We start from the raw sequence: 26,012 nt of genomic DNA on the forward strand, positions 1-26,012 counted from the left end.
TGCGGAGCCCTGCCGAAGTACGCCGTACGCTGTCGCGAAGCCCGAAACACAAGGAGAACCCGTGCTCGTCCTGCTGCCGCCTTCCGAAGGCAAGGCCTCGTCCGGCCGTGGCGCCCCGCTGAAGCTGGAGTCGCTGTCGCTGCCCGGGCTCAGACCGGCCCGTGAGGCCGTCCTCGGCGAACTCGTCGAGCTGTGCGCGGGCGACGAGGAGAAGGCGCGTGAGGTGCTCGGGCTGAGTGAGGGGCTGCGGGGCGAGGTCGCCAAGAACACCGAGTTGCGGACGGCGGGGGCGCGGTCCGCCGGGGAGATCTACACCGGTGTGTTGTACGACGCTCTGGACCTGGCCTCCCTCGATACGGCGGCGAAGCGGCGGGCGGGGCGCTCTCTGCTGGTCTTCTCGGGGTTGTGGGGTGCCGTCCGGGTGACGGACCGGATTCCCTCGTACCGCTGCTCGATGGGTGTGAAGCTGCCGGGGCTCGGGGCGCTGGGCGCGCACTGGCGTGCGCCGATGGCCGACGTCCTGCCCGAGGTCGCCGGGGGCGGGCTGGTGCTGGATCTGCGGTCTTCCGCGTATACGGCTGCCTGGAAGCCGAAGGGTGACGTCGCCGGGCGGACGGCGACCGTGCGGGTGCTGCATGCGCCGACCCGGAAGGTGGTCAGCCACTTCAACAAGGCGACGAAGGGGCGGATCGTACGGAGTCTGCTGGCGGGCGGGGTGGCGCCGAAGGGGCCGGCTGAGCTGGTGGAGGCGCTGCGGGACCTCGGGTATGTGGTGGAGGCGGAGCCGCCGGTGAAGGCGGGGACGGCGTGGGCGCTGGATGTGCTGGTGGACGAGATCCACTGATCATTGATCCTGGTCGTTGCATCATGCGCAATGACCTTTGCGCATGATGTGTGCCAACGGCACGATACTGAGCATGAGCGCCTCCCTCCTTGATCTCGCCCCCGTCGTCCCCGTGGTCGTCCTACAGGACGCCGCCGACGCCGTTCCGCTCGCGCGGGCGCTGGTCGCGGGTGGGCTGCCGGCGGTCGAGGTGACGCTGCGGACGCCGGTCGCGCTGGACGCGGTCCGGGCGATCGCCGGGGAGGTGCCGGACGCGGTGGTGGGGGCGGGGACGGTGATCACGCCGGAGCAGGTGACCGCGTCCGTTGCAGCCGGGGCGCGGTTTCTGGCGAGTCCGGGCTGGACGGACGTACTGCTGGAGGCGATGCGGGCGTCCGGGGTGCCGTTCCTGCCGGGGGTGTCGACCACGTCGGAGGTCGTGGCGCTGCTGGAGCGGGGCGTGACGGAGATGAAGTTCTTCCCGGCGCAGGCGGCGGGCGGTACGGCCTATCTGAAGTCGCTGGCCGGGCCGTTGCCGCAGGCGCGGTTCTGCCCGACCGGGGGGATCGGGCTCGCGTCGGCTCCGGAGTATCTGGCGTTGCCCAACGTCGACTGTGTGGGCGGGACTTGGATGCTTCCGGAGGATGCGATGGCCGCGCGGGACTGGGGGCGGATCGAGTCGCTGGCCCGCGAGGCGGCGGCGCTCAGCGCAGGTGCGACGTGTCGTTGAGGAGCCGTACGCTCGCGTTGCCGTCCGCGTAGTACGCCACCGCCGAGAGTGAGGCCGCCGAGAGTTCCATGCGGAACAGGGACTCGGGCGGGGCGCCGAGGGCGAGTCGTACGAGCGTCTTGATCGGTGTGACGTGGGTGACCAGCAGGACTGTGTGGCCTGTGTACGCCGCCACCAGCTTGTCCCTCGTCGCCGCGATCCGCGTCGCCGTCGCCGCGAAGCTCTCGCCGCCGCCGGTCGGTTCGGCCTCCGGGGACGCGAGCCAGGCGCTCAGGTCATCGGGGTGGCGCTCCTGCACCTCGGCGAAGGTAAGGCCCTCCCACGCGCCGAAGTCCGTCTCGATCAGCCCGTCCTCGATGCTGACGTCCAGGCCCAGACGGGCGGCGACGATTCCGGCGGTCTCGCGGGTACGGGCGAGGGGGGACGCGAGGATGGCCTGGATCGTCCCGCGCCGGGCGAGAGCGTCCGCCACGCGTTCGGCCTGTTCCCTGCCGACGTCGGACAACGACGGGTCGGTACCGCCCCTCCCCGAGAAACGCTTCTGCGGCGTCAGGGGCGTTTCGCCGTGCCTCAGCAGCACGAACGTGGCGGGCGCACCGAGGTCGGCGCCACCCCACCCGACAGTCGGCGTCGCCACGTTCCGCGCGGCGCGGACGTCGGCGTCAGCCCTCGCGGCTCCACCGCCCAGCCCTCCGGCGTCAGCCCTCGCCGCTCCACCGCCCAGCCCTCCGGCGTCGACCCTCGCCGCTCCACCGCCCAGCCCCCCGGCGTCAGCCCTCGCCGCTCCACCGCCCAGCCCCCCGGCGTCAGCCCTCGCCGCTCCACCGCCCAGCCCCCCGGCGTCGACCCTCGCCGCTCCACCGCCCAGCCCCCCGGCGTCAGCCCTCGCCGCTCCACCGCCCAGCCCCCCGGCGTCAGCCCTCGCCGCTCCGCGGCGCAGAGAACTGGCGGAACTACCGGTGTCCATCGCCTCGTTCGCCAACCTGTCCGCCCGTCTGTTCATCTCCCGCGGAATCCATTCGTACGTCACCTGCCCCACCCCGAACACCGCCGCCGCCCGCGCGGCCAGCGGCTTCATGTCAGGGTGCTTGATCTTCCAGCGGCCCGACATCTGCTCGACGACGAGCTTGGAGTCCATCCGGACGTGGACCGTGGCGCCCGGGTCGAGGGCGTGGGCGGCGCGCAGGCCGGCCAGCAGCCCCCGGTACTCGGCGACGTTGTTCGTCGCGATGCCCAGGTACTCGGACGTCTCCGCCAGCGTCTCCCCGGTCGCCGCGTCGGTCACCACGGCTCCGTAGCCCGCGGGCCCGGGGTTGCCCCGTGACCCGCCGTCGGCCTCGACGATGAACTCCCGCACCGGAAAGGCTCCTAGAGGCCCGACTCGGACGTACGCACCAGGATGCGACGGCAGTTCTCGCACCGCACCACCGTGTCCGGCGCGGCGGCGCGGATCTCGTTGATGTCGGTGATGGACAGCTCCTGACGGCAGCCCTGGCAGGTGCGCTGGTAGAGCTTGGCCGCGCCGACGCCGCCCTGCTGCTCGCGCAGCTTCTCGTAGAGCTTGAGCAGATCGGCGGGGACGGACCCGGCGATGACCTCGCGCTCCTTGGTCGCCGAGGCGATCTCGCCGTCCAGCGACTCGCACGCGGCGTCCCGGCGGGCCGTCGCGTCGTCGATCTTCGTCTGGACGGAGGAGACCCGCTCGGTCAGCTCGGCGACCCGCTCCTGTGCGGACTCGCGGCGCTCCATGACCTCCAGGACGACGTCCTCGAGGTTGCCCTGCCGCTTGGCGAGGGAGGCGATCTCGCGCTGAAGGTTCTCCAGGTCCTTGGGGGAGGTGACGGCGCCGGAGTCGAGGCGCTGCTGGTCGCGGCCGGCGCGCTGGCGCACCTGGTCGACGTCCTGCTCGGCCTTGATCTGCTCGCGGGCGCAGTCGCTCTCCTCGGTCTGCGCGGCCACGAGCAGGTCGCGCAGCTGGGTGAGGTCCTTGGTCAGCGACTCGATCTCGGCGTGCTCGGGGAGCGACTTCCGCTTGTGGGCGAGCTGCTGGAGGCGGACGTCGAGGTCCTGGACGTCGAGGAGTCGGATCTGGTCGGCGGGCGCGGCGTTCAGTTGGGGGCTCCAATTGACGGGGAGTGGATGGTCCACGGGTCGGTGACCGTCTTGGACACATGGACGCGCAGGTCCCAGCCATTCCGGTCGGAGATCTCGTCGAGCTGGGCTGCTGCCAGCTCGCACCAGGGCCACTCGGTGGCCCAGTGCGCTGCGTCGAGCAGCGCGAGGGGACTGTGGGCGCGGGCCTCGGACACCGGGTGGTGTCGCAGGTCCGCGGTGAGGAAGGCGTCGACACCGGACGCGCGTACGTCGTCGAAGAGGCCGTCGCCGGAGCCGCCGCTGACCGCGATCGTCCGTACGACCGCCTCGGGGTCGCCTGCGACGCGGATGCCCTGCGCGGTGGCGGGCAGGCGTTCGGCGGCCCGCACAGCGAACTCGCGCAGGGGCAGCGGGTGGTCCAGCTCGCAGATCCGGCCGAGGCCCCGACGCCCGGACGGGTCGGCCGGGTCCGGCACGAGCGGTCGTACGACCCGCAGGTCCAGGGCGCCGGCGAGCGCGTCGGAGACGCCCGGGTCGGCGGTGTCGGCGTTGGTGTGGGCGACGTGCAGCGCGATGTCGTTCTTGATGAGGGTGTGCACCACGCGGCCCTTGAAGTGGGACGCCGCGACCGTCGTCGTACCGCGAAGGTAGAGCGGGTGGTGGGTGACCAGCAGGTCGGCGTCCAGCTTCACGGCCTCGTCGACGATCTCCTGGACCGGGTCTACGGCGAAGAGAACCCTTGCGACCTCCTGGCCGGGGTCGCCCACGACGGTGCCGACCGCGTCCCAGGACTCGGCCCGCTCGGCGGGCCACAGGTTCTCCAGCGCGGCGATGACTTCAGACAGACGGGGCACGCGCTCAAGGCTACCTGGAGGTTCTGTGCCGCTGAACCTGCGCCGGGGCCCCACCTGGGCCGTCGCCCCGTCCAGCACATCCGCCCCCGTTTCCTCAGGCGAATCGAATCGTGGCCACCCTTATGTGTGAAGCGAGTGCCCGGCGGTCCCCCGTCTGTGCGTGCGAAAACTAGCTTCGTCGCCGGAGGTGATCGACCGATGACGGCCTGTGCGATCGAACCCACCGCGGAGAACGAGGACGACCCGACCCCGCCGACGGGGTGCGCGATCACCGTGGACGGCTGCTACGCCGCACGCCTCGCCGCGGACGGCGACTCCCTGTTCCCGGAGCGCTGGACCCTGGACGGACCCGAACCGTACGCCGTGCCGCTGCCCGGCAACCAGCCCGAGGAGCCCGGCACCGAGGTACAGCCGATGAGCGACGGCCGGGTCCTGATCCGGCGCCTCACGGACGGACGGCATGTCTTCGCGCTGCTCTACCCGACCGGGCCCGGCACCGGTGAGCTGCCGCTGGGGGCCGTGGAGTGCCCGGACCCCGGCTCCCGGCTGCGGCTGCTGCCGCCCGCGCCGGGCGGCGACAAGGCGTACGCCCTCGCCGTGGGCCGGCGCTCCAGCGCGGTGTGGCTGGTGGCGGGCGGTGCCTTCGGGCCCGAGCAGCTCGCCGAGATCCCCGGGCGCTGCTCGGGCGGGGTGTGGCTGGACCGCGCGGGGCGGATACTGGCCCTCGACCGGGAGGTCGGCGGACGGACCAAGACCGTCGTCGTCGACCTGGAGCGCGGCGGCGAGGTGTCGCCGCTGCTGCAGATCGCCGCGGACAGCGAGGACCGGCTCCTGCTCGCCGACCCCGACAGCGGGCTGCTGCTGATCAGCTCCGACGCGCCCTCACCGGGGCAGGCCCGGCTGGGCTGGGGGGTGCTCGGCAGCACGCTGCCGGTGCGGTTCCCGGAGAGCCTGCGGGTGGCGGACTGCACGGTCACCCCGTTCGCCGTCCAGCCGGGGCAGATGCTGATGCCGGAGAGCTGTGCGGTGGCGCTCCGCGTCGACGGGCCGGTGAGCAGCTGGCTGGGTCTGTGGCGGCCGAGCGAGCGGCGGGTACGTCATCTTCCGGGGCCCGAGGGGTGGTTGGCGGGGGCGGGGGTGTTCACGCGGGACGGGGTACTGCAACTGCCTTATGCGTCGAGGGTGGTGGCGTGTGGGGTGGCTCGGGTGGAGGCGGGGGCGGGACCGGAAGTGCACGAAACGCCGCCGGAGGAACCGGCAGATCCCGCCCCCTCCGAGCCCGTCGTCACGCGCCCGGTATCCCTTCAGGAGGCACTTCTGCACGGTCGTATGGCGACCAGGTAACGAAGTCGTGGCGGTTGGCGTGTGCGGCTGGATTCGGTGACTGGTGTGCTGGTTACACTCGCCCGGCTGTAAGAAGGATCATGTTGACGGGGTGAATTTCTTCCGATGAGTGACGCCACTACGACCCAGCAGCCTGCCCAGACCCAGGAGTCCGCCGGTCGCGGCAAGCACCGGGGTCCGGTCTCGTCCCACGAGGGTGAGGCGGCCCCGCGCGGCCGTCATCGCAAGCCGGTGGAGCAGCAGACCGAGACGGCTGCCTGAAGGTAGGTCGATCGGCCCCGCTCGTCCAGTGGACGGGCGGGGCCGTTGTCGTAGGGGGAGTTGTCGGCTGGAGAGTTCGGGCTACCGGCGTTTGAGACCGAGCACTTCCGCCGCCGCGAACGTCTCGCCCTTCGTGTCCGCGTAGTGCTGCGTGAGTACGGCGTCCAGCTCGCCGTAGCTGAAAGTCTCCTGCTTGCTGTCGAACTGGGCCTGGACACGCGGACGTTCGACGATCGCGACCATGCCGCCGTGGACGACGAGCAGCTGGCCGTTGACGCGGGCGGCGGCCGGGGAGGCCAGGTAGCCGACGAGGGGGGCGACGTGATCGGGGGCGAGGGGGTCGAGGCCGCTGTCGGACACGTCAGGGAAGACGTCCTCCGTCATCCGGGTGCGGGCTCGCGGGCAGATCGCGTTGGCCGTCACGCCGTACTTGGCCAGGGCGAGGGCCGTGGAGGTGGTGAGGCCGACGATTCCGCCTTTTGCGGCAGCGTAGTTGGGCTGTCCGGCGGAGCCGGCGAGGAAGGCCTCCGAGGAGGTGTTCACGATCCGCCCGTACACCGGCCTGCCTGCCGCCTTGGACCGCTCGCGCCAGTGCGCGGAGGCGAAGCGGGTGGTGTTGAAGTGGCCCTTGAGGTGGACCCGTATCACCGAGTCCCACTCGTCCTCGGTCATGGAGAAGACCATACGGTCGCGCAGGATGCCCGCGTTGTTGACGAGGACGTCCAGCTTGCCGAACTCCTCGATCGCCAACTCCACTAGAGCGCGGGCCTGTTGGAAGTCGGCTACGTCCCCGGTGTGGGCGAGTGCCGTGCCGCCGGTCTTCCGGATCTCGGCGGCGACCTCCTCTGCGGGGGCGGCGGACGCCTCGCCGGAGCCGTCGCGGCCGGGCTGTCCGTGGTCGTTGACGACGACGGCCGCGCCGAGCCGGGCGAGTTCCAGCGCCTCGGCCCGGCCCAGACCGCGTGCGGCGCCGGTGACGACGGCCGCCAGGCCCTCAAGTGGCAGTGACATCAAGGTCCTTTCGCGAGAGGGGAGTCGAGAGCGGAGAGTCGAGAGCGGAGAGTCGAGAGCGAGGAGTCCCGAGAGCGGGGTCAGATCTCGATGCACGTGCGCAGTGCCGTGCCCGTCCGCATCTGGTCGAGGGCCTCGTTGATGTCGGCGAAGGCGACGCGGTGCGTGATCAGTCCCTCCAGGTCGATCCGGCCGGCCCGCCAGAGGGAGATCGTCCGCTCGTAGGAGCGCAGGACGTCGCCGCCGCCGTACATGGACGGCAGGATGCGCTTCTCGTCGAAGAACAGCTCGAACATGTTGAGCTGGAGGAAGTCGTCCATGGCGCCCGCGCCGACGACGACGAGGGTGCCGCCGCGGCGGGTGTTCTCGTAGGCGGTGCGCGCGGTGGCGGCCTTGCCGACGACCTCGAAGACGTAGTCGAAGCCCTCGCCGGCGGTGACGTGTTGCTTGACGTCGGGCAGCTCGTCCGGCGAAACCGCCTTCGTGGCACCGAACTTGAGCGCGGACTCGCGGCGCGAGGCGACCGGGTCCACGGCGACTATCTCGGCGGCGCCCTTGAGGCGTGCGCCCTGGATGGCGGAGACGCCGACCCCGCCGCACCCGATCACGGCGACCGACGAACCCGCCTCCACATCGGCCGTGTTGAGGGCCGCGCCCAGCCCTGTCGTCACCCCGCAGCCGATGAGCGCGGCGATGTCGAAGGGCACGTCGTCCGGGATCGGCACCGCGCACCGGGCGTCGACGACGACCTCCTCGGTGAAGGTGCCGGTGCCCGCCATGCCGAAGACGTCGCCGCCGGGGCGCTTGAAGTTGGGGGTGCCCGCGTTCATGAACCCGGCGAGGCACAGCTCGGTCTGCCCGCGCTTGCAGGCGGGGCAGGTGCGGCAGGCGGGCAGCCAGCACAGGACCACCCGGTCGCCGACGCTCAAGTCGCTCACGCTGTCGCCGACTTCGAGGATCTCGCCCGCGCCCTCGTGACCCGGCACGAAGGGCGCCGGCTGCGGCAGGATGCCGCCCATGGCGGACAGGTCCGAGTGGCAGAGCCCGGTGGCCCGCACCCGGACCCTCACCCTGCCTGGGCCGAAGCCCACCGCCTCGATGTCGTCGAGGACGTCGAGTTTGTCCTGGCCGATCTCGTGCAGTACGGCTGCGCGCATGGTGCGGCTCCCCTCGGAAGGCTCTTGGCTCACGAGTGCTGGACGATGGTGTCGGCGAGGACGGGCGCGTCCTCCCGCTCGACGGCGCTGACGGCCACGCGGATCACGGCCCCGGAAGGCCGCCACATACGGATGCGCAGGGTCTCGCCCGGGTAGACCACCCCGGCGAACCGTGTGTCATACGACCGCACGCGGGCGGTGTCGCCGCCTAGCAGCGTGTCGACGACCGCCTTGAGCGTGATGCCGTAGGTGCACAGCCCGTGCAGGATGGGCCGCTCGAACCCGGCGACCTTGGCGAACTCCGGGTCGGCGTGCAGCGGGTTCCAGTCGCCGGAGAGGCGGTAGAGGAGGGCCTGGTCCTCGCGGATCGGCCGCTCGACGACCTTGTCCGGCTCACCGGCGGGCGGTTCGAGGCGCGCGGACGGCCCTCGGTCGCCGCCCCATCCGCCTTCTCCCCGTACGAAGATCTGCGCGTCGTTGGTCCACAACGGGCCCTCGGCGTCGGTGACTTCGGTGCGCATGACGAGGACGGCGGCCTTGCCCTTGTCGTAGACGGCGGCGATCCGGCCGGTGGCGGTGGCGGTGCCCTTGACCGGGATCGGGCGGTGGAGGGTCAGGGACTGGCCGCCGTGCAGGACACGGGCCAGGTCGACCTCGACGCCGGGCATGGACAGGCTGCTGATCACGCCGGGCGAGCCGCTGCCCGCGACGGTGGCGAAGCTCGGCAGGACGTGCAGCCGGGATTCCAGGGTGTAGCGCAGTTCGTCGGGGTCGGTGGAGGGGGTCTCCTTGTCAGGATTCGCGCCGGCGCCCACCCCCAGGTGGTACAGCTGCACATCCTTGTGGTCCCAGGCGATCTCGCCGGAACGGGGTTCGGCGGCGAGCGCCTTGGCTGCGTCGATGGGCATAGGGCTCAGGACTCCTGACGACTCTCCCGGGCAGAGAACCTCGGCGCGGCCGTCCGCACCGTCGGCCGCACCGAGGTCGTTCACTGGCCGACCTAGAACGCGTTCCAGTCCGGCGCCCTCTGTATAGCCCAGGGCTCCGCAGTTGTGAAGGCTCCTGACAGGGTGTCAGACGTGTGCGGGGCCGGTTGGGCCATGACATTTGTCCCGTGGGAGTCCGTACAAGCGCATCTGCCCTGCCGGTGCCGCGGGTCCGTAGCGTCGAGGCATGACACAGACAGAACCTGCCGGGGCCTTCACGGGGGCGGCCGTGTCCTTCACGGGGGCGGTCAAGACCTTCGGCGCGGTACGGGCCGTCGACGGCCTCGACCTGGAGATCGCGCACGGCGAGACGGTCGCACTGCTCGGCCGCAACGGTGCGGGCAAATCGACGGCGATCTCGCTGCTGCTCGGCCTGAACGAGCCCGACGAGGGCACGGTGGAGCTCTTCGGCGAGCCTCCGGAGCGGTCGGTGCGGGCGGGCAGGGTCGGGGCGATGCTCCAGGAGGCGCGGGCGGTGCCCCGGGTCACCGTGCGCGAGCTGGTCTCCTTCGTGGCAGGCCGCTATCCCGCCCCGCTTCCCGTCGGCCAGGCGCTGGAACTGGCCGGACTCGCCGGGTTGGCGGAGCGACGGGTGGACCGGCTCTCCGGAGGCCAGACACAGCGGGTGCGCTTCGCGGTCGCGCTGGCCGGAAACCCTTCCCTCATCGTGCTGGACGAGCCCACCGCCGCCCTGGACGTGGAGGCCCGCCAGTCCTTCTGGCGCTCGATACGGGCGTTTGCGCGGCGCGGCCACACCGTCCTGTTCTCTACGCACCACCTGGAGGAAGCGGACGCGTATGCCGACCGGATCCTCGTCGTCGACCATGGCCGGATCGTCGCGGACGGCTCGGGCGAGCAGCTGAAACGGGCGGTCGGCGGCAGCGTCGTGGCGGTGGATGTGCCGTCCGGCGTGGACCTGGAGACGCTGCCCGGGGTGCGGTCGGTGGAGGTGCGCGGGGGCCGGGCGCGGTTGCGCACCGACGACTCGGACGCGACGGTGGTCGCGCTGGCGGCGCTGGGCGCGGTCCGCGGACTGGAGGTGGCTCCGGCGTCGCTGGAGGACGCGTTCCTGACGCTGACCTCGACCTCTTCCTCGACGTCGACCTCGACCTCGCTTGTCGCGGAGGCGGTGTGATGTCCGCGATCTCGGACTATCTGCGGCTTGAAGTGCGCCGGACGCTGCGCGACCGGGGGTTTGTGATCGGCGGGATCGCGATGCCGGTGATGATGTACCTGCTGTTCACCAACCTCGGTGCGAACGACGGGAGTTGGAAGGCGCAGTCGATGGTCGGAATGGCCGCGTACGGCGCGCTCGGCTCGGCCCTGAACACCGGTGGCGGGGTCGCCGAGGACCGGGCCATCGGCTGGCTGCGGCAGCTGAGGGTGACCCCGATGAGCCCGCGTGAGGTGGTGATCGGCCGGGCGCTGACCGGCTCGGTGACGGTGCTCCCGGCGATCGTCGCGGTCCTCGCGGCCGGCGGCCTGGTCAACGGCGTCCGGCTCGCCGTATGGCAGTGGGCGGCGATCGCGGTGCTGCTGTGGCTGGGGTCGGTGCCGTTCACGCTGCTGGGTCTGGGCAACGGCTACGGGCTGACCGCGCAGACCACCGGCGTGGCGAACATGCTGTGCAACCTGGGCCTGTCGGTGGTCGGCGGCCTGTGGTTCCCCATCGCTCTGTTCCCCGACTGGCTGCGCTCCCTGTCGACGTACACCCCCTCCAACCGCTTCGCCCAGCTCGGCCGGTCCGTCGTCGAGGGTCACGCACCGGCGGCCGCCGCGATTGTGGTGCTGGGAGTCTGGCTGCTGGCCTTTGGTTCGTACGCTGTGTTGTCGTACCGGCGGAACGCCGGGACCGTCTGATCGGGGGCAGGACATGTCCTGGTTGCGGAAGATCTCGTGCCGGATGGACGCGTGGCAGCTGGCGTACCAGCACGCGCGGGAGAGTCAGCAGTACTGGGAGGACAACAAGGAACGCCTCAAGGCCGCCCGGAAAAACGGGAAAGTCCCTGCAAACGCGGGCCCGGCTCCCACCGGCTTCAGCCTCCTGCCATGGCTGTTCATGGGAATGGGCTCCTTCTCCAACCTGTTCCAGGGCGAGACCTCGGACCCGTGGATCGCGGGCCTGGGGCTGCTCACCTTCAACTCCCTCTACATCTATGTGGCGTTCCGTGCCTTCCGGCGGGAGACCCGTGAGGCGACCTCCACTCGGGTGGCCCTGGTCCTGATGGGGCTGGTGACCTGCGGTCTGGGCATCGGGTACGGCGACACCTGGCTGCTCTTCTTCCCCCTGTTCGGCCTCGCGACGGGTGCGGTGGTACGGATGCCGCACCTGCGGTTGGCCGGCGCGATCGTGACCGTGCTGGCCGGCGTGGTGTCCGTCATCCGTGACGGCTGGGGCGGTCTCGACATCGCCTACGCCACGTGGATCTCGACGTTGGTGACGGCGGCGATCCTGTCCCTGTCCGAGGCGGTACGGGAACTGCTCGCCGCCCGTGAGGAGTTGGCCCGCCGTGCCGTCGAGGAGGAACGCCTGCGCTTCTCCCGCGACCTGCACGACCTGCTCGGCCACACGCTCTCGGTGATCGTCGTCAAGTCGGAGGCGGCCCGCCGCTTGGCACCCCGCGACATCGACGCGGCCCTCCTCCAGGTCAGCGACATCGAGTCCGTGGGCCGCCAGGCCCTGACCGAGATCCGCGAGGCGGTCACGGGCTACCGGGAGGGCAGCCTCACCACGGAACTGGACCGGGCCCGCTCCGCCCTCTCCGCAGCGAACATCGACTCCACGGTCCACCGCTCCGGCCCCCCTCTCCCCCGCAGACCGAGGCCCTGCTGGGCTGGGTGGTACGCGAGGCGGTCACCAACGTCGTACGGCACTCCGCCGCGGCCCGCTGCGAGATCACGGTGTCGGGGGCGACGGAACGGGTTCGGCTCACGGTGACGGACGACGGGACGGGGACGGGGGCGGGGGCGGGGGCGGCGGGGACAGCCGAGGGGACCGGCGCGGATGACGGGACGGGGACGGACGACGGAACGGGGACGAGGATGGTCGGGCGCAATCCCCTGGAGGGCGGCGGCACCGGTCTCAAGGGGCTGACCGAACGCCTCGCCACGGCGGGCGGCTCCCTCACGGCCGGGCCGGGATCTCGCGGGGGCTTCACGGTGACCGCGGAGTTGCCGGTGGACGCGACGGCCGTGCCACGACCGATACCGGCGGAGCAGCTCGCGTGACCGATGGGCGCCCTACTCTTGCCCCGTGAACGAGATGCCCCGCGATCATCGCCCGGCCAGGTCCATCCGCGTTCTCCTCGCCGAGGACCAGGGCATGATGCGCGGCGCCCTCGCCCTGCTGCTCGGGATGGAACCGGACATCGAGGTCGTGGCCCAGGTGTCGGCCGGCGACGTGATCGTGGAAGCGGCACAGACCCACCGTCCGGACGTGGCCCTGCTGGACATCGAGCTCCCCGGCAAGAGCGGTCTGGACGCCGCCGCCGAGCTGCGTGACCAGGTGCCGGACTGCCGGGTGCTGATCCTCACGACCTTCGGCCGCCCCGGATACCTGCGGCGGGCCATGGAGGCGGGCGCCGCCGGTTTCCTGGTGAAGGACGGTCCGGTGGAGGAGCTGGCCGCCTGCATCCGCCGGGTACTCACCGGGGAGACGGTGATCGACCCGGCCCTCGCCGCCGCCGCACTAAGCGCCGGCCCCAATCCGCTCACCCCCCGGGAGTGCGAAGTCCTCAAGGCGTCGGCGGACGGCGCGACGGTCTCCGACATCGCCTCCTCGCTCCACCTCTCCGAGTCCACGGTCCGCAACTACCTCTCCGCCGCGATCGGCAAGACGGGCACCAGAAACCGGATGGAGGCACTGCGGGAGGCCCGCCAGCAGGGGTGGCTCTGATCCCGCTGCCCCCGCCTCATCCCACGGACTCCTTGCCTTATCCCACGGACTCCTTCCTGTCCGGTTTCGCCACGAGGAACGGCACCGGCCTGGAGCGGTCCGCGTAGAACACGTCCCACCATGAGGCGCCCCGGCCCGTCCACCGGTCGGCGTCCGGCGCGAACCGGCCGTCCAGCAGCCGGAGTACGTCCTCCACTGCGCGTATTGCGGCCACTCCCCTACTTCGTCACCTTCACTTCCTGGTAGGCCGTCCCCTCCGGTGCCACGCACACGAACCAGTTCACGGGGGATCCGTCCACCGGGCGGATCACCTGGTCGTCGCTGTTCACGTCGTACCCCTTCGGCACCCGGTGGACGTCGGTGGTCGTGCCGTTCTTCCAGGTGCAGGTGACGCGCTGGACGGTCGGGGCGACCTGGCCGACGACCAGGCGCTGGGCGGCGTCGGAGTCGGTCGTCAGGCGAATCGCGCCGGCTTCGATGTCCGCGCCCGACATGGTGTCGTCGTGGGTCAACTGCCCTTCCATGACGGTCGTCTCCTCCCCCTCACCGTCGAGCCGGTACACGAAGTACGTGCTCTTGCCGATCAGTTCGGAGTCCTGGCGCAGGCCCGCCGGGAACTCCCCGTGATCCGTCATCGCGCTCACCTGGAGCCGCGCCTCCGACTCGTCGCGTGGTGCCGTCCAGACGTCGATGGCGACCTGCCAGTCCTTGCCCCCGTCGGTACCGAACCCCAGCAGGGTCCGCTGAGGATCCACCACGCTCGGAGCCTCGGTCGTCGGCGGCCGAGTCGCCACCACCGAGCCCCGGTCCCGGTCGCCCCCCGGCATCCCCGCGATCGCCAGTGTCCCCGCCGAACCGGTCAGCACCAGCGCCGTCGCCGCCACCACCGCCCAGCGCCGCGCCCTGCGCCGCCGGCCGCCGCGGATCACCGCCTGGTAGGGGGCTATACCGATCTCGACCTCGTCCGCGGCGTCGGCCAGCAGGAGGGCGATGTGAGTGTTCGTCATGTCGTGGTTCGTCTCCCGGTCCGCGCTCATCACTTCCGCCCTCCCTGCGTCACCGTCTCCGCCAGCCCCGGTATGGCCCGGAGTTTCGCGATCCCCTTCGCCGCGTTGCTCTTCACCGCGCCGACGGAACAGCGCATCGCCTCGGCGGTCTGGGTCTCCGTCAGGTCCTCCCAGTACCGCAGGACCACCGCCTCCCGCTGCCGTGGCGGCAGTTGGGCGAGCGCCTTCAGCAACTCGTTGCGGTCATCGGCCTGGGCGATGCGGTCTCCGCTGTCGGGCACCTCGCGCACGAGGCCCGAGTCGTCCTTCGGCGCCAGGTACTCCTTCAGCCGCCGACGGTGTCTGCGCGCATGCGCGTTGACCATCACGCGTCGTACATACGCCTCCGGGTCGTCGGCCGAACCGACCCTGCGCCAGGCCACATAGACCCGCTCGAGCGTGGACTGGACCAGGTCCTCCGCGGCGTGCTGCTCCCCCGTGAGGAGAAATGCCGTCCGCATCAGCCGCGGCCAGCGGCCGGTGACAAAGCTCTGGAACTCCGTGTCCCGAGCCTCCTTGCGATCCCCCATGGGCACCTCCTAGATATTCAAAGGAGTCCATGGGCCACGCGAACCGTTGCCCCGCCACTCAGAAATTTCTCTTGGCCCCCAGGCCTCTCAGTGCCCGGATTTTCTCCCCGGCAGCCACACCATCATCAGCACCGCCCCCGCCACCAGCACCCCCACACTCACCCGGAACGCCAGCGCGTACCCCTCCGTCAGCGCCTGAGGCGCAACGCTTCCCGCCGAACGCGCCGCCGCGATCGTCGACATGACCGCGAGCCCCAGCGAACCCCCCATCGTCCGCGAGGTGTTGACCAGCCCCGACACCAGCCCCGCCTCCCCCGGCGCCGCCCCCGACGTGGCCAGCGAGGCGAGCGGCGTGATCGCGAGGCCCGCGCCCAGCATCATCAGGATTCCCGGGACCATGATGGCGGTGAGGTACGGCCCGTCCGTGGTCAGCGTCGACTGCCAGCCGAACCCGGCGGCACCCACCAGCGTGCCCAGGACGGCCAGACCGCGCGCCCCGATCACGGGCATGAAGCGGGGCGCGAGCTTCGAGCCGAGGATCACGGCCAGGGAACTCGGCACCAGCGCGAGCCCGGCCTCCAGCGGCGAGTAGCCCCGTACGTTCTGGGCGTACAGCGTCATGAAGAACCACATGCCGAACATCGCCGAGCCGCTCAGGAACATCGCCACGTTCGCCGCGGCCACCGACCGCACCCGCAGCAGTCCGAGCGGCATCAGCGGAGCCGCCGTACGCGCTTCGACGACGAGGAACAGCCCGATGAGCGCGAGCCCGGCGAGCAGCGGGACGACGGTGGCCGACGCCGTCCAGCCCTCGGCCTCGGTCTGTGAGATGCCGTACGCCAGACTCGCCAGCCCCCCGGTCACCAGCAGTGCGCCGGGCAGGTCGAGGCGCCGTCCGTCCCCGGCCCGGCTCTCCGCCAGCCACCGCAGGGACCCGAGCAGCACCACCGCGCCCACCGGCACATTGATCAGCAGCACCCACCGCCACGACAGGGCGTCCACCAGCGCGCCGCCGACGAGCCCGCCCGCCGCTCCCCCGCCCGCGCCCACCGCGGTCCAGGTCGCGATCGCCCGAGCCCGCGCCGGCCCTTCCGGCACCGCCGAGGTCACGATCGTCAGCGTCGCGGGCGCCAGCACCGCCGCGCCCAGGCCCTGCACGGCCCGCGCCAGCAGCAGTTGCCACTCCTCCTGGGCCAGTCCGCCGCCCAGGGAGGCCAGCGTGAACAGGCCGAGCCCCGCCAGGAACATCCGCTTCCGGCCGTACAGATCACCGGCCCGTCCGCCGAGCAGCATGAACCCGGCGAAGGCGATCGCGTAGGCGTTCACCACCCACTGCAGGCCGGGAGCGCTCAGCCCCAGGTCGGCCCGCATCGAGGGCAGCGCCACGTTCACGACGGAGACGTCGAGCACGACGAGGAACTGCCCGGCACACGCGAGCGCCACCACCAGCCAGGCGGGAGGCGCGGTACGGCCGGCTATGGGGGTGGTGTCAGCGGCTTGGAGCATGGGCGTCATGCTCTCAACCGGGTTACGCCCATTGCATCGGGATTTCGCGCCACCCGTCCCTCGGTCATAGGTAGTAGGACCGCTGGCGGACGATCAGATCCCCATGAGACGGTCAAGAAACCGTTAGTGAGCCAAAGCATCGGAATAGTTGCCCGGGCACACCGGGTTCATGATGCACATGAACCCAACACCGACCGACCAGCCCACCCCGAGAGCCGGCGGTGCCGTCGTCCCGGTGCTCGCCTTCGCGGGCATCGTGGTCGCGGTGATGCAGACCCTGCTCGTCCCGGTCATCAAGGATCTGCCGCAGCTCCTCGACACCTCACCCAGCAACGCCACCTGGGTCCTGACCTCGACGCTTCTCTCGGGAGCCGTGGCCACGCCGATCATGGGCCGGCTCGGTGACCTGTTCGGAAAGCGGCGGATGCTGATCCTCAGCCTGGCCGTGATGGTGGTCGGCGCGCTGATCAGCGCCGTCACCAGCGACCTGCTTCCGATGATCGCCGGCCGTACGCTCCAGGGCTTCGCGATGGGCGCGATACCGCTCGGCATCGGCCTGATGCGCGACATGCTGCCCCGCGAGAAGCTCGGCTCGGCGATGGCCCTGATGAGCTCCTCGATCGGCGTCGGCGGCGGCCTCGCGCTGCCCGCCGCGGCCCTGGTCGCCCAGCACACGAACTGGCACGCCCTCTTCTACGGCGCCGCCGGCCTCGGCGTCCTCTCGATCGTCCTCACCCTCCTCGTCGTACCCGAGTCCCCGATGCGCGCCAAGGGCTCCTTCGACCTGCCGGGCGCGCTCGGCCTCTCCCTCGGCCTGGTCCTCTTCCTGCTCCCCATCACCAAGGGCAGCGACTGGGGCTGGACGTCGGGCACCACACTGGGCCTGTTCGCGGGCGCCGTCGTAGTCCTGCTCCTGTGGGGCGTCTACGAGCTGCGCACCGCGGCCCCCCTCGTCGACCTGCGCACCACCGCCCGCCCGGCCGTCCTCTTCACCAACCTGGCGTCGATCATGGTCGGTGTCTCCTTCTACGTCGTCTCGCTCGTCCTTCCCCAGCTGCTCCAGCTCCCGAAGGCCACCGGCTACGGCCTCGGCCAGTCGATGGTCGTAGCGGGGCTGCTCGTGGCCCCGCTCGGCCTGACGATGATGTTCACGGCCCCCGTCTACGCCCGCCTGTCGGCGAAGTACGGCCCCAAGAGCACCCTCGTCCTCGGCATGCTGATCATCGGGATCGGCTACGGCGCCGGGCTCGGCCTGATGAGCGCCGCCTGGCAGTCCCTGGTCATCGCGGTGGTCCTGGGCGCGGGCATCGGCCTCGCGTACTCCTCGCTCCCCGCGCTGATCGTCGGCGCGGTCCCGGCCTCGGAGACGGGCGCCGCGAACGGCCTGAACACCCTGATGCGTTCCATCGGTACGTCGGTGTCGAGCGCCGTGATCGGCATGGTGCTCGCCAACACCGCGAACGACGCGAACGGCGTCGCCGTCCCCACCATGCACGGCTTCCGGGTCTCCTTCCTGATCGCCACGGGCGCCGTGGCCGTCGGCCTGCTGATGGCCCTGTTCCTGCCGAAGCCGAACCGCGCGCCCCAGCTGCGCGCGAGCAGCGAGGAGGACTCGAACCTGGCCCGCGCCGAGGAGGCACTGCGCGGCTTCCGTGGCCGCGTCCTGGACGCCGGCGGCACACCGGTCGCCCGCGCGAAGGTCACCCTGATCGACCGCCGGGGCCGCCAGGCGGGCGCGACGCTCTCCGCCGACGACGGCAGCTACGCCCTGACGGTCCCCGCCCGGGGGGCATACGTCCTCGCCGCCCGCGCCACCGGCCACGCCCCGCTCGCCTCCGCGGCGACCCACGCCGGCGACGACCGCCCGGTCGACGTGGACCTTGCGCTGCCGGGTGAGACCGTCTCCGCACCCTGAGCAATCCGAACCCTGAGCAATCCGAACCCTGAGCAATCCGAAACCCTGAGGAATCCGAACTCTGAGCAATCCGAGGCGATTTCTTCCCCTCGAATCCATCCGGCGTTCATGATCAGAAAGGATTCCCCCCGCACCATCCATCTCTGCGATCTCCGTGTGACCGGAGATCAGCGGCACGCGCCTGACGGGGGTTCAGGGCGGGAGGGGGCGGGGCGGGATGATCGGGACGCTGTTCCGGAGCGAGGACGTGCCTGCGGAGGACAGGTTCGACCTCTGGCGAGAGCGCGTCGGCCGGACAGTCGCACCCGCCGACCTCACCAGTGACCACGCCGCCGACTACTGGGCGGAGCAGCGGCTGTTGCAGCTGGGACCGGTGACGGTGTGGCCGACCTCGTTCCTGCCGTCGCGGTTCCGCCGGAACGCGAGAATGGTGCGGCAGTCCGACCCCGAGCTGTACCACCTGAGGCTGGTGCTCGGCGGAGGGCTGGCGGTCGACCACGACGGACGGTACGACACGTACGGCCCGGGCGACCTGTACCTGGCCGACAGCTCACGGCCTGGCGACGTGCGGGCGTACAGCGACGGCGAGCGCCGCGCCTGCACGGGCGTGGGCGTGGAGGTTCCCAAGGCACTGATGCATGTGCCGCCACACCGGGAGCTGTTGGGCAGACGACTGTCCGGGCGGGAGGGAATCGGCGCTCTGCTGACGGACTTCCTCACCGGCCTGGACCGGCAGGCGGACACCCTGCGGCCGTCCGACGCACCGCGCCTGGGAACCGTCCTCGTCAACCTGCTGTCGGCCTGGATCGCCCAGGTGCTGGAGGCGGAGGGCGCCCTGCCGCCGGAGACCCGGCAGGGCGCCCTGATCACTCGCATTCACGCGTTCATCCAGCAGAACCTGCACGACCCGAATCTGGCACCGCCCGTCATCGCCGCCGCGCACCACATCTCGCTCAGCTACCTGCATCGCCTGTTCCAGGAAGCGGCGCAGGGCGAAACCGTCGCGGCCTGCGTCCGCCGCCGCCGACTGGAGGGCGCCCGCGGCGACTTGGCCGACCCGGCCCAGCGCACCACGCCGATCCACACGATCGCCACCCGCTGGGGTCTGCCGCGCGCCTCCGACTTCACCCGCGCCTTCCGCGCCGCGTACGGGATGTCACCCAAGGAGTACCGGCTCCAGGCGCTCGCCGTGCGGGAGTAGATCCACCGCCAAGTCTCAGTGGACTCACAGCTAACGACTTCCCCAGGAACTGCATCGCATTCTGATCAAGTCGCTGCGGGACCGTCCGACGGTGAAGACAACGATGGAAACAGAGAGGTTGCTCGATGTCATGCATATGAAAAACCTGCCCCGCGTCTTCGCGGCCGCCCTCATGGCGCTGTGCGCAGTCGCCGCCACCCTGGTGTACACACTCGCCTCGTCCACACCGGCGAACGCGGAGGACGACTGGAGAAACCTCCGCAACCTCAACGCGGGAAGATGCCTGGTCGTCCCGACCTCCAGCACGGCGAACGGCACCGGCCTGGTCCAGTGGACCTGTACTGAGGACTTCGACCAGGACTGGACGTTCACCAAGGTGGCGGGCGGCAACGGGGACCGCTACCTCGTCCGCAACCGCAACAGCGGCCAGTGTCTCGCCATGCCCAACTCCAGCCTGGCCGACGGGACACAGGCCGTTCAGTGGCCCTGCAACGCCGCGGGCAACGAGCAGGTCTGGGTCCACGACAGCTGGAACCGGTTGCGGAACCTGAACAGCGACAAGTGTCTGGCGGTCCCCAACTCCACCACCGCCAACGGCGCCGCGATCGTCCAGTGGACCTGCTCGACGAACCTGGACCAGCGCTGGGTGTGGTCCGAGGACACCTCGACCTACGCCCGTCTCTACAACTTCGGCACCGGCCAGTGCCTGGCCAACCCCGGCTCCAGCTACGACAACGGCATCGCGATGATCCAGTGGTCGTGCAGCAACAGCGACAGCAACTACTGGGCGCTCCAATCGGTGTCCGGCGGCTTCCGGGTCGTCAACAAGGCGAACGGCAAGTGCCTGGCCCTCGCGGGCGCGAGTACGCAGAACGGCGCCAAGGTCATCCAGTGGCCGTGCGGCGGCGGCGACGAGCAGGTCTGGGTCCGCATCAGCCTGGACCGGTTCCAGAACAAGAACAGCGGGCTGTGCCTCGCGATCCCCAGCTCCAGTCAGACCCCGGGAACGGAGGCCATTCAGTGGACCTGCTCGACAAGCGGGAGTCAGCAGTGGATGTGGTGAAGCTGGTGAAACGCAGACGGGCATGGCCCGCACTCCTGACCGCACTCGTCCTCACCGTCCTGTCCGGCCTGCTGCTGCCGGGGTCGGCCGCCGCCGAGGGCACGTCGTCCGAGTCGACGGTCTACGCGAACGTCGTCACCGGGGGCGACGGGACGCGCACCCCCGACATCGTCAGCACCAGCGCGAACAACGCGGTCGTCGCCTGGCGGGAGGGCCTCCGGCCCGGCAACGTCGACATGGGGTACATCCGGTACTCGTACACGACCGACGGCGGCGCCAACTGGAGCCGCCCCCAGATGCTGGCCCAGGAGACCAGCGCGTTCGCCTGGCACTACGTCATCCTCTACAAGGCGGGCAACGAGCTGTTCGCGTTCCTCGGGCGCACGCCGATCCGGGACACGGACAACGACGACAAGGACGACACCGCGGACGACGGGATCAACCACAACGGCCTGCCGATCAGCGACACCGTCGTAAAGCGCAGCACCGACGAGGGTCACTCCTGGCAGACCTACCCCGCCACCTTCCCGGACATCCCCAACATGGTCTTCGCCGGACACCCGCTGAAGTGGACGAACCCCAGCAACCCGGACGACGTCAGGCACGTCATGCCGTACTGGGCGAGCAAGCGGGAGAACGGAGTGCTGACCTCCACGGACATGAAGACCTGGTCGAAGGCAGGCTCGGTGATCAATGGAAACGACGACGCCGTCAAGGCCGGCGAAAACCAGATCGCCCTCTCCCAGTCCGGCACGGCCGGGAACGAACTGGTCATGGTCGCCCGCAGCGCCAACGACTACGCCATGAAGGCCACGAGCACCAACGGTGGCGCCAGCTGGTCGCCCTTCGTGCGGGACACCAGCCTGCCGAGCGCGGACACGTCCAAGGCCTACTTCACCAAGGACAGCAACGGGCAGTACCTGTACATCTACAACTACCCCGTTCGGAGCGCGAACCCACCGGACCCCGCCTACCGCGACGTCCTCTACTACAAGACCAAACGCCGCGATGGAAGCTGGAGCGCCCCCAAGTTCTTCGCCAACGGCACGGAGCCCGAGGTCGACTCTCCAGGCACCACAGGGGAGGGCTGGGACACATACGCGATGGCCGATGAGTACGCCCCGGGCAAGTTCTTCGTCGTCTGGGAGTACGACACCAGCCGCATCAAGGTGAACAGGCTCGACATCTCCGACGCACCCTGATCCACCCCGCCGTACCGCCGTACCCCCTGTCGCCCGCCGACCAGGGGGTACGGCGGCGTGGGCCGCCCAGACGCACGTACGACCGGAAGGCCCCCGCCCATGACCCCGGCCCCCAAGCCCGAGATCCTGGCCGCGTTCGAGGCGGCGAAGGGCTTCATGCCCACGGGTGAGGGCCTGGCCCTGTACGCGGCGGCGCTGGAGGCCGGGCGGCTCGGACTACCGATCCTCGAGGTCGGCACATACTGCGGGCGCTCCACCATCCTCCTCGCCGACGCGGCCCGCGAGGCGGGAGTGACGGCGCTCACGGTCGACCACCACCGCGGCAGCGAGGAGCAGCAGCCCGGCTGGGACTACCACGACCCGGAGACAGTCGACCCCGAACTCGGCCTGATGGACACGCTCCCGACGTTCCGCAGGACCCTGCACAGGGCCGGGCTGGAGGAGCACGTCGTCGCCCTGGTCGGCCGCTCCCCGCAGATCGCGCAGATCTGGAACTCCCCCCTCGGCCTCGTCTTCATCGACGGCGGCCACACCGACGAGCACGCGGGCGCCGACTACGAGGGCTGGGCCCCCCATGTGGCCGACGGCGGCCTGCTCCTCATCCACGACGTCTTCCCGAACCCGGCGGACGAGTTCACCGGCCAGGCCCCGTACCGCGTCTACCTCCGCGCTCTCGCGTCCGGCGCCTTCACCGAGGTCTCGGCGACCGAATCGCTGCGCGCGCTGCGGCGGACAGGAGCGGGAATCTGACGTCCCCTGCTGCCGAACAATGGGGTTGACTGCAAAATGACGACGCTGACTATAGAATGCAGTCATGACTGCGTTCACCGTGCGAGACGTCCCCGACGACATCGCCCGCACCATCAAGATCCGCGCCGCCGAGGCCGGCCAGTCCATACAGGGCTACCTCCTCGGCCTCATCGTGCGGGAGGCGTCGAAGCCCAGCCTCGCCGAGATGGCCGCCCGCGCCGAGCGCTACGCGAGCGACCAGGTCACCCATGACGACATCCTCGCCGCCTTGGACGAGGGACGGAGCGGCCGGTGATCGTCGTCGATGCCTCGGCGGTCACGGAGTTCCTCACCTCCAGCGGCATGCTCGCCCGGCGAGTGCGCGAGCGGATCGCGACCGAGGACGAGATCCACGCCCCGTACCTGATCGACACGGAGGTGGCCTCGTCGGTCATCGGCATGGGCACCAGGGGCGGCAAGCCGAAGCTCAGCAAGGGCGAGGTCGACCGCTACCTGAAGGAGTTCGCCGACCTGCCCCTCACCCGCCATCCGGCACTTCCCCTCACGGCCCGCGTACGCACGCTGGCCGCGAACCTGTCGGTGTATGACGCGACATATGTAGCGCTGGCCGAGGTTCTCGATCTCACCCTGGTGACCACCGATTCCCGTATCAGGCGAGGCATCGGGCGGATCGCCAAGTGCGACATCGTCGACTTCAACGCCTGACCGGACAGACCAAAGGTCCCGGAACCAGATCTGTTCAGGGTCCGCAGGGTGTGCGACCAGCGCAAGATTACCCAAGCCCGAGATCCTGGCCGCGTTCGAGGCCGCGAAGGGGTTCATGCCCACGGGCGAGGGCCTCGCGCTCTACGCGGCTGCCATGGAAGTCGGCACGTACTGCGGCCGCTCCACGATCCTGCTCGCCGACGCGGCCCGCGAGGCCGGAGTGACGGCGCTCACGGTCGACCACCACCGCGGCAGCGAGGAGCAGCAGCCCGGCTGGGACTACCACGACCCGGAGACAGTCGACCCCGAACTCGGCCTGATGGACACGCTGCCCACCTTCCGCCGCACCCTTCACCGCGCCGGACTGGAGGAGCACGTCGTCGCCCTGGTCGGCCGCTCCCCGCAGATCGCGCAGATCTGGAACTCCCCCCTCGGCCTCGTCTTCATCGACGGCGGCCACACCGACGAGCACGCGGGCGCCGACTACGAGGGCTGGGCCCCCCACGTGGCCGACGGCGGCCTGCTCCTCATCCACGACGTCTTCCCGAACCCGGCGGACGAGTTCACCGGCCAGGCCCCGTACCGCGTCTACCTCCGCGCTCTCGCGTCCGGCGCCTTCACCGAGGTCTCGGCGACCGAATCGCTGCGCGCGCTGCGGCGGACAGGAGCAGGGATCTGAGGGCCCGGTTAGAGTCGGCAGACGTTCCTGCGGCGGCCGGTCGCTACCGGCGCGTGCCGCGGGCCTGGACGATCAGAGTGCCGATGTGGCCCGGCTTCGGGGCCTCGATCACCTCCGCCTTGGCCGTGGCGAACCCGGCCCGGGTCAACAGCCGCTCCCACACCGCGGGCCGGTAGCTGTACCGATAGGCGTACATAGCCTTCCCTGCAAAGCCGCCCTTGTACATGCCCTGCGGCCCGTAGGCGCCGGGGATCGCCGTCGGGTGGGAGAAGACGAACGTCCCGTCGGGCTCCAGCCGGGAGTGCACGAGAGGGAAGAGCCGACTCGGGTCGGTGAACCAGACCGCGCCGAAGATGCTGTAAATGGCGTCGTAGGTCTCGCTGCTGGCAGCCAGGTATTCGAGGACCTCAACCTGGTGGAAGACGGCCCCCGTTGCTGCCCACTTCTCGCTGGTCTTCTTCACCATGACCGGGGACAGGTCCACGCCATGCTCGGTGACGCCCTGCTCGGCCAGGTACGCGAGGGCGCGGCCAGTGCCACAGCCGAAGGTGTCCCACAGTTCGGTCTCGGCGGCGATGTCGTGCGGTATGGGCACGGCGCGTTCCTTCGGCTTGTCGGGATGCGGGAGCCCCCGCCCTCGGGGAGATGTGAGGGCGGGGGCCGACTGTAGCGGGGTCAGTGGCTGTCGGGGACCTTGTCGTCGCACGGGGAACAGTCCGCGCCGTCGATGGCCCACAGCTCCTCGTCGATCGCCCAGCCCTGACTCTTCAGGAAGTCGCCTGTGCGCAGACACAGGCCGTCGCGGCGGCGCTCGATGAACGGAGCGTGGTGCTTGAATCGGCCGCCGTGCATTCACGCAGGCGCGCGCCGAGAGCCTCGCGGGCGGTCTGGAAGTCGGTGGTCACACGGTGGAACGTACCCGCTCAGCGAATTCCACAGCAGGCACGGCGTGATGCCAGGCCGCATCCCGGGCCTGGCAGGCGGCGAGGACCTCGGCCGGGTTCTCGGTGACGTACACGCCGAGGGTGGTGTCGTCCTCGTCGAACGCGAACCAGGCCAGGATGCGTGAGTCGAACAGCCAGAAATCGAAGTCCGGCAGCCTGTGCTGCACGGCGTCGGCGCGGGTGAGGTCACGGATGTCCTCCCCGGCAGCGACGTTGCTGGGAGCGCGGGCGAGGAGGAACTGCTGTCCCTGCGTGGGTGGTTCGTCGATGAGCCGTACGCGCTCGAACCGCTTGCCCGCGGCAGTCTGCTCGGCGACGTTCGCGCGCCAGGCGTTGGCCGACTCGTTGGTCACGTCCTCCCCGGAGAGGAATCGTGACCACAGCGGTGAGCTGCGGTCGGAGGCATAGCCGCGGCGGGTCTCCAGCCGCCAAGCGGTGTGCCGGAACTCCTGGAACAGGTGCGTGATTGACGCGAACGGGTGGAGCTGGGGCGCCTCGGTACGGGGTGCGTAGCGAGTGAGCAGGTCGCGAGGAACCCGTACGAAGGTCTCGGACGGCTTGACGTCGCGCAGCTGCACGAGTGGCTCGGGTCGGTCTCCCGTTCGCCTTGTACGAGGATCTCGTCTGTGCCATTGACCTCGTACAGGGTGGGGCAGTCGCCGTCGTCGCTGGTCGTGCCAAGGAACCTGAGCGCCATGTCGCCTCCGCAGCGTGATGGTTGGAGGTTCCAGAATGCGCGTGCAGGGATGGCTGCGCCGGAGGATTGCGGCAAATTGCGCGCTCGCTTGGCTGCCAGACGATTGCGCGCAAGTGGCTGCGGTGTCACTGCCAGTCGTCGCCGAGCACCTCACGCCGCGCCACCTCAGCCCGCCGGTTGAGTGCGCTCGTCATCCGGAACAGCGCCATAGTCAGCGCGAGGAAGACGACGAGTTCCACCCGAACCAGATCCGGAGCTTCTCGACACGTGCGGCCTTCTGGACCTCGCTGTAGCCCGTCATGGTCCCCCTGGACACGTGTGTTGGAGAGGGCATCATGCGGGCTGATGTGCACGGCATGGAGGGCATGTGCCCGAGTTGTGATCCCAGGTGGGGTGATGCGGCTCGCTTCACGAGCAACCCCCGACCGCATAGGGGCGCCGGGCTACACCTTCGGGACTGACCACTCGGCGGGCGACGAGAGTTGACCCCGCCACCGCACGCAGAGCCCACCCCGTGGAGCCACCACCGGGACGGACCTTCACTCCTTGCACTCATACTGGTAACAGAATCCAGCTCACCTCTTCACACAACACCTACATCCGATAACGTCCCCCATCT

26 protein-coding genes and 3 pseudogenes are annotated in these 26,012 nt (G+C 70.5%); 16 read left to right on the forward strand and 13 right to left on the reverse strand.

Annotated elements, in window-relative coordinates:
* Window positions 1–61 precede the first annotated feature (61 nt).
* Window positions 62–844 carry a peroxide stress protein YaaA gene (gene yaaA / locus QQY66_RS13640; RefSeq protein WP_301979583.1) on the forward strand — a complete coding sequence of 261 codons (783 nt, stop codon included), beginning with the start codon at window positions 62–64 and terminating at the stop codon, window positions 842–844.
* A gap of 73 nt (window positions 845–917) precedes the next feature.
* Window positions 918–1,553 (forward strand): bifunctional 4-hydroxy-2-oxoglutarate aldolase/2-dehydro-3-deoxy-phosphogluconate aldolase, encoded by a 636-nt coding sequence (eda, locus tag QQY66_RS13645; RefSeq protein WP_301979584.1) that lies wholly within the window; start codon window positions 918–920, stop codon window positions 1,551–1,553.
* Here the strand turns inward: eda and QQY66_RS13650 are convergent.
* Genes QQY66_RS13650 through QQY66_RS13660 form a run of 3 tightly spaced genes read right to left on the reverse strand, consistent with a single transcriptional unit; the run spans window position 1,528 to window position 4,501 of the window.
* Entirely contained in the window at window positions 1,528–2,910 is a 1,383-nt protein-coding gene (locus tag QQY66_RS13650) for a bifunctional RNase H/acid phosphatase (RefSeq protein WP_301979585.1), read from the reverse strand. The genes eda and QQY66_RS13650 overlap by 26 nt on opposite strands.
* Window positions 2,911–2,921: 11 nt before the next feature.
* Window positions 2,922–3,665 carry a zinc ribbon domain-containing protein gene (locus QQY66_RS13655; protein ID WP_301987296.1) on the reverse strand — a complete coding sequence of 248 codons (744 nt, stop codon included), beginning with the start codon at window positions 3,663–3,665 and terminating at the stop codon, window positions 2,922–2,924.
* Entirely contained in the window at window positions 3,662–4,501 is an 840-nt protein-coding gene (locus tag QQY66_RS13660) for a Nif3-like dinuclear metal center hexameric protein (protein ID WP_301979586.1), read from the reverse strand. The genes QQY66_RS13655 and QQY66_RS13660 overlap by 4 nt, the downstream gene beginning before the upstream one ends.
* A 198-nt stretch (window positions 4,502–4,699) precedes the next feature.
* Between QQY66_RS13660 and QQY66_RS13665 the strand changes: the two genes are divergently transcribed.
* Together QQY66_RS13665 and QQY66_RS13670 are read left to right on the forward strand one after the other, a co-directional pair.
* Entirely contained in the window at window positions 4,700–5,845 is a 1,146-nt protein-coding gene (locus QQY66_RS13665) for a hypothetical protein (protein ID WP_301979587.1), read from the forward strand.
* Between the two features lie 105 nt (window positions 5,846–5,950).
* On the forward strand, window positions 5,951–6,106 hold the full coding sequence (locus tag QQY66_RS13670; RefSeq protein WP_301979588.1) for a hypothetical protein: 156 nt from the start codon (window positions 5,951–5,953) through the stop codon (window positions 6,104–6,106).
* Window positions 6,107–6,187: 81 nt separating this feature from the next.
* Here the strand turns inward: QQY66_RS13670 and QQY66_RS13675 are convergent, their stop codons facing one another.
* From QQY66_RS13675 to QQY66_RS13685, 3 genes are all read right to left on the reverse strand, one after another.
* Window positions 6,188–7,117, reverse strand: coding sequence for a 3-oxoacyl-ACP reductase (locus QQY66_RS13675; RefSeq protein ID WP_301979589.1), 930 nt, complete (start codon window positions 7,115–7,117; stop codon window positions 6,188–6,190).
* Between the two features lie 80 nt (window positions 7,118–7,197).
* Window positions 7,198–8,274, reverse strand: coding sequence for a Zn-dependent alcohol dehydrogenase (locus tag QQY66_RS13680; RefSeq protein ID WP_301979590.1), 1,077 nt, complete (start codon window positions 8,272–8,274; stop codon window positions 7,198–7,200).
* Between the two features lie 29 nt (window positions 8,275–8,303).
* Window positions 8,304–9,182: a MaoC/PaaZ C-terminal domain-containing protein gene (locus tag QQY66_RS13685; protein WP_301979591.1), complete on the reverse strand. Its 879-nt coding sequence runs from the start codon at window positions 9,180–9,182 to the stop codon at window positions 8,304–8,306.
* Window positions 9,183–9,447: 265 nt separating this feature from the next.
* On the opposite strand from QQY66_RS13685, the gene QQY66_RS13690 reads away from it, so the two are divergent.
* From QQY66_RS13690 to QQY66_RS13705, 4 genes and pseudogenes are all read left to right on the forward strand, one after another.
* Window positions 9,448–10,395, forward strand: a complete 948-nt coding sequence (locus QQY66_RS13690) for an ABC transporter ATP-binding protein (RefSeq protein WP_301979592.1) — start codon at window positions 9,448–9,450, stop codon at window positions 10,393–10,395.
* A gap of 8 nt (window positions 10,396–10,403) precedes the next feature.
* Window positions 10,404–11,120: an ABC transporter permease gene (locus QQY66_RS13695; protein WP_301987298.1), complete on the forward strand. Its 717-nt coding sequence runs from the start codon at window positions 10,404–10,406 to the stop codon at window positions 11,118–11,120.
* A 13-nt stretch (window positions 11,121–11,133) separates the two neighbouring features.
* Window positions 11,134–12,488: pseudogene (locus QQY66_RS13700) on the forward strand (sensor histidine kinase).
* Window positions 12,489–12,522: 34 nt separating this feature from the next.
* Window positions 12,523–13,155: a response regulator transcription factor gene (locus QQY66_RS13705; RefSeq protein WP_301987300.1), complete on the forward strand. Its 633-nt coding sequence runs from the start codon at window positions 12,523–12,525 to the stop codon at window positions 13,153–13,155.
* Between the two features lie 58 nt (window positions 13,156–13,213).
* On the opposite strand, the pseudogene QQY66_RS13710 reads toward QQY66_RS13705, so the two are convergent.
* The 4 genes and pseudogenes from QQY66_RS13710 to QQY66_RS13725 form a co-directional block, all read right to left on the reverse strand.
* Window positions 13,214–13,369: pseudogene (locus QQY66_RS13710) on the reverse strand (SAM-dependent methyltransferase); the annotation flags it as partial.
* 4 nt (window positions 13,370–13,373) lie between these two features.
* Window positions 13,374–14,162, reverse strand: a complete 789-nt coding sequence (locus QQY66_RS13715) for a hypothetical protein (protein WP_301979594.1) — start codon at window positions 14,160–14,162, stop codon at window positions 13,374–13,376.
* Window positions 14,163–14,191: 29 nt separating this feature from the next.
* The gene (locus tag QQY66_RS13720; RefSeq protein WP_301979596.1) at window positions 14,192–14,731 is read right to left on the reverse strand and encodes a SigE family RNA polymerase sigma factor; all 540 of its coding nucleotides are present in this window, start codon (window positions 14,729–14,731) and stop codon (window positions 14,192–14,194) included.
* Window positions 14,732–14,818: 87 nt separating this feature from the next.
* Window positions 14,819–16,237 (reverse strand): MFS transporter, encoded by a 1,419-nt coding sequence (locus QQY66_RS13725; RefSeq protein WP_301979597.1) that lies wholly within the window; start codon window positions 16,235–16,237, stop codon window positions 14,819–14,821.
* 178 nt (window positions 16,238–16,415) lie between these two features.
* Here QQY66_RS13725 and QQY66_RS13730 point away from each other — a divergent pair, with 178 nt between their 5' ends.
* The 8 genes from QQY66_RS13730 to QQY66_RS13765 all read left to right on the forward strand — a co-directional run bounded on the left by QQY66_RS13730 (window position 16,416) and on the right by QQY66_RS13765 (window position 23,752).
* Complete coding sequence (locus QQY66_RS13730; protein ID WP_301979598.1) at window positions 16,416–18,152, forward strand: MFS transporter; 1,737 nt, start codon at window positions 16,416–16,418, stop codon at window positions 18,150–18,152.
* A gap of 217 nt (window positions 18,153–18,369) precedes the next feature.
* The gene (locus QQY66_RS13735) at window positions 18,370–19,353 is read left to right on the forward strand and encodes a helix-turn-helix domain-containing protein (RefSeq protein ID WP_301979600.1); all 984 of its coding nucleotides are present in this window, start codon (window positions 18,370–18,372) and stop codon (window positions 19,351–19,353) included.
* A gap of 130 nt (window positions 19,354–19,483) precedes the next feature.
* On the forward strand, window positions 19,484–20,416 hold the full coding sequence (locus QQY66_RS13740; RefSeq protein WP_301979602.1) for an RICIN domain-containing protein: 933 nt from the start codon (window positions 19,484–19,486) through the stop codon (window positions 20,414–20,416).
* A complete protein-coding gene (locus QQY66_RS13745; RefSeq protein ID WP_301979604.1) occupies window positions 20,374–21,618 on the forward strand; it encodes a sialidase family protein in 1,245 nt (414 codons plus the stop codon). Before QQY66_RS13740 ends, QQY66_RS13745 begins: the two co-directional genes overlap by 43 nt.
* Before the next feature lie 99 nt (window positions 21,619–21,717).
* The gene (locus QQY66_RS13750) at window positions 21,718–22,368 is read left to right on the forward strand and encodes a class I SAM-dependent methyltransferase (RefSeq protein WP_301979605.1); all 651 of its coding nucleotides are present in this window, start codon (window positions 21,718–21,720) and stop codon (window positions 22,366–22,368) included.
* A gap of 64 nt (window positions 22,369–22,432) precedes the next feature.
* Window positions 22,433–22,663: an antitoxin gene (locus QQY66_RS13755; RefSeq protein WP_301979606.1), complete on the forward strand. Its 231-nt coding sequence runs from the start codon at window positions 22,433–22,435 to the stop codon at window positions 22,661–22,663.
* Entirely contained in the window at window positions 22,660–23,073 is a 414-nt protein-coding gene (locus QQY66_RS13760; RefSeq protein WP_301979607.1) for a type II toxin-antitoxin system VapC family toxin, read from the forward strand. Before QQY66_RS13755 ends, QQY66_RS13760 begins: the two co-directional genes overlap by 4 nt.
* 115 nt (window positions 23,074–23,188) lie before the next feature.
* Window positions 23,189–23,752, forward strand: coding sequence for a class I SAM-dependent methyltransferase (locus QQY66_RS13765; RefSeq protein WP_301979608.1), 564 nt, complete (start codon window positions 23,189–23,191; stop codon window positions 23,750–23,752).
* A gap of 43 nt (window positions 23,753–23,795) precedes the next feature.
* Here QQY66_RS13765 and QQY66_RS13770 read toward each other — a convergent pair whose 3' ends face one another.
* The 3 genes and pseudogenes from QQY66_RS13770 to QQY66_RS13780 all read right to left on the reverse strand — a co-directional run bounded on the left by QQY66_RS13770 (window position 23,796) and on the right by QQY66_RS13780 (window position 25,393).
* Window positions 23,796–24,347, reverse strand: a complete 552-nt coding sequence (locus tag QQY66_RS13770) for a class I SAM-dependent methyltransferase (protein ID WP_301979610.1) — start codon at window positions 24,345–24,347, stop codon at window positions 23,796–23,798.
* Window positions 24,348–24,427: 80 nt separating this feature from the next.
* Window positions 24,428–24,604: a hypothetical protein gene (locus tag QQY66_RS13775; RefSeq protein ID WP_301987767.1), complete on the reverse strand. Its 177-nt coding sequence runs from the start codon at window positions 24,602–24,604 to the stop codon at window positions 24,428–24,430.
* A 49-nt stretch (window positions 24,605–24,653) separates the two neighbouring features.
* Window positions 24,654–25,393, reverse strand: a pseudogene (locus tag QQY66_RS13780) (DUF6879 family protein).
* Between the last annotated feature and the right edge of the window lie 619 nt (window positions 25,394–26,012).

This window comes from Streptomyces sp. DG2A-72 (genome assembly GCF_030499575.1).
GTDB lineage: Bacteria > Actinomycetota > Actinomycetes > Streptomycetales > Streptomycetaceae > Streptomyces.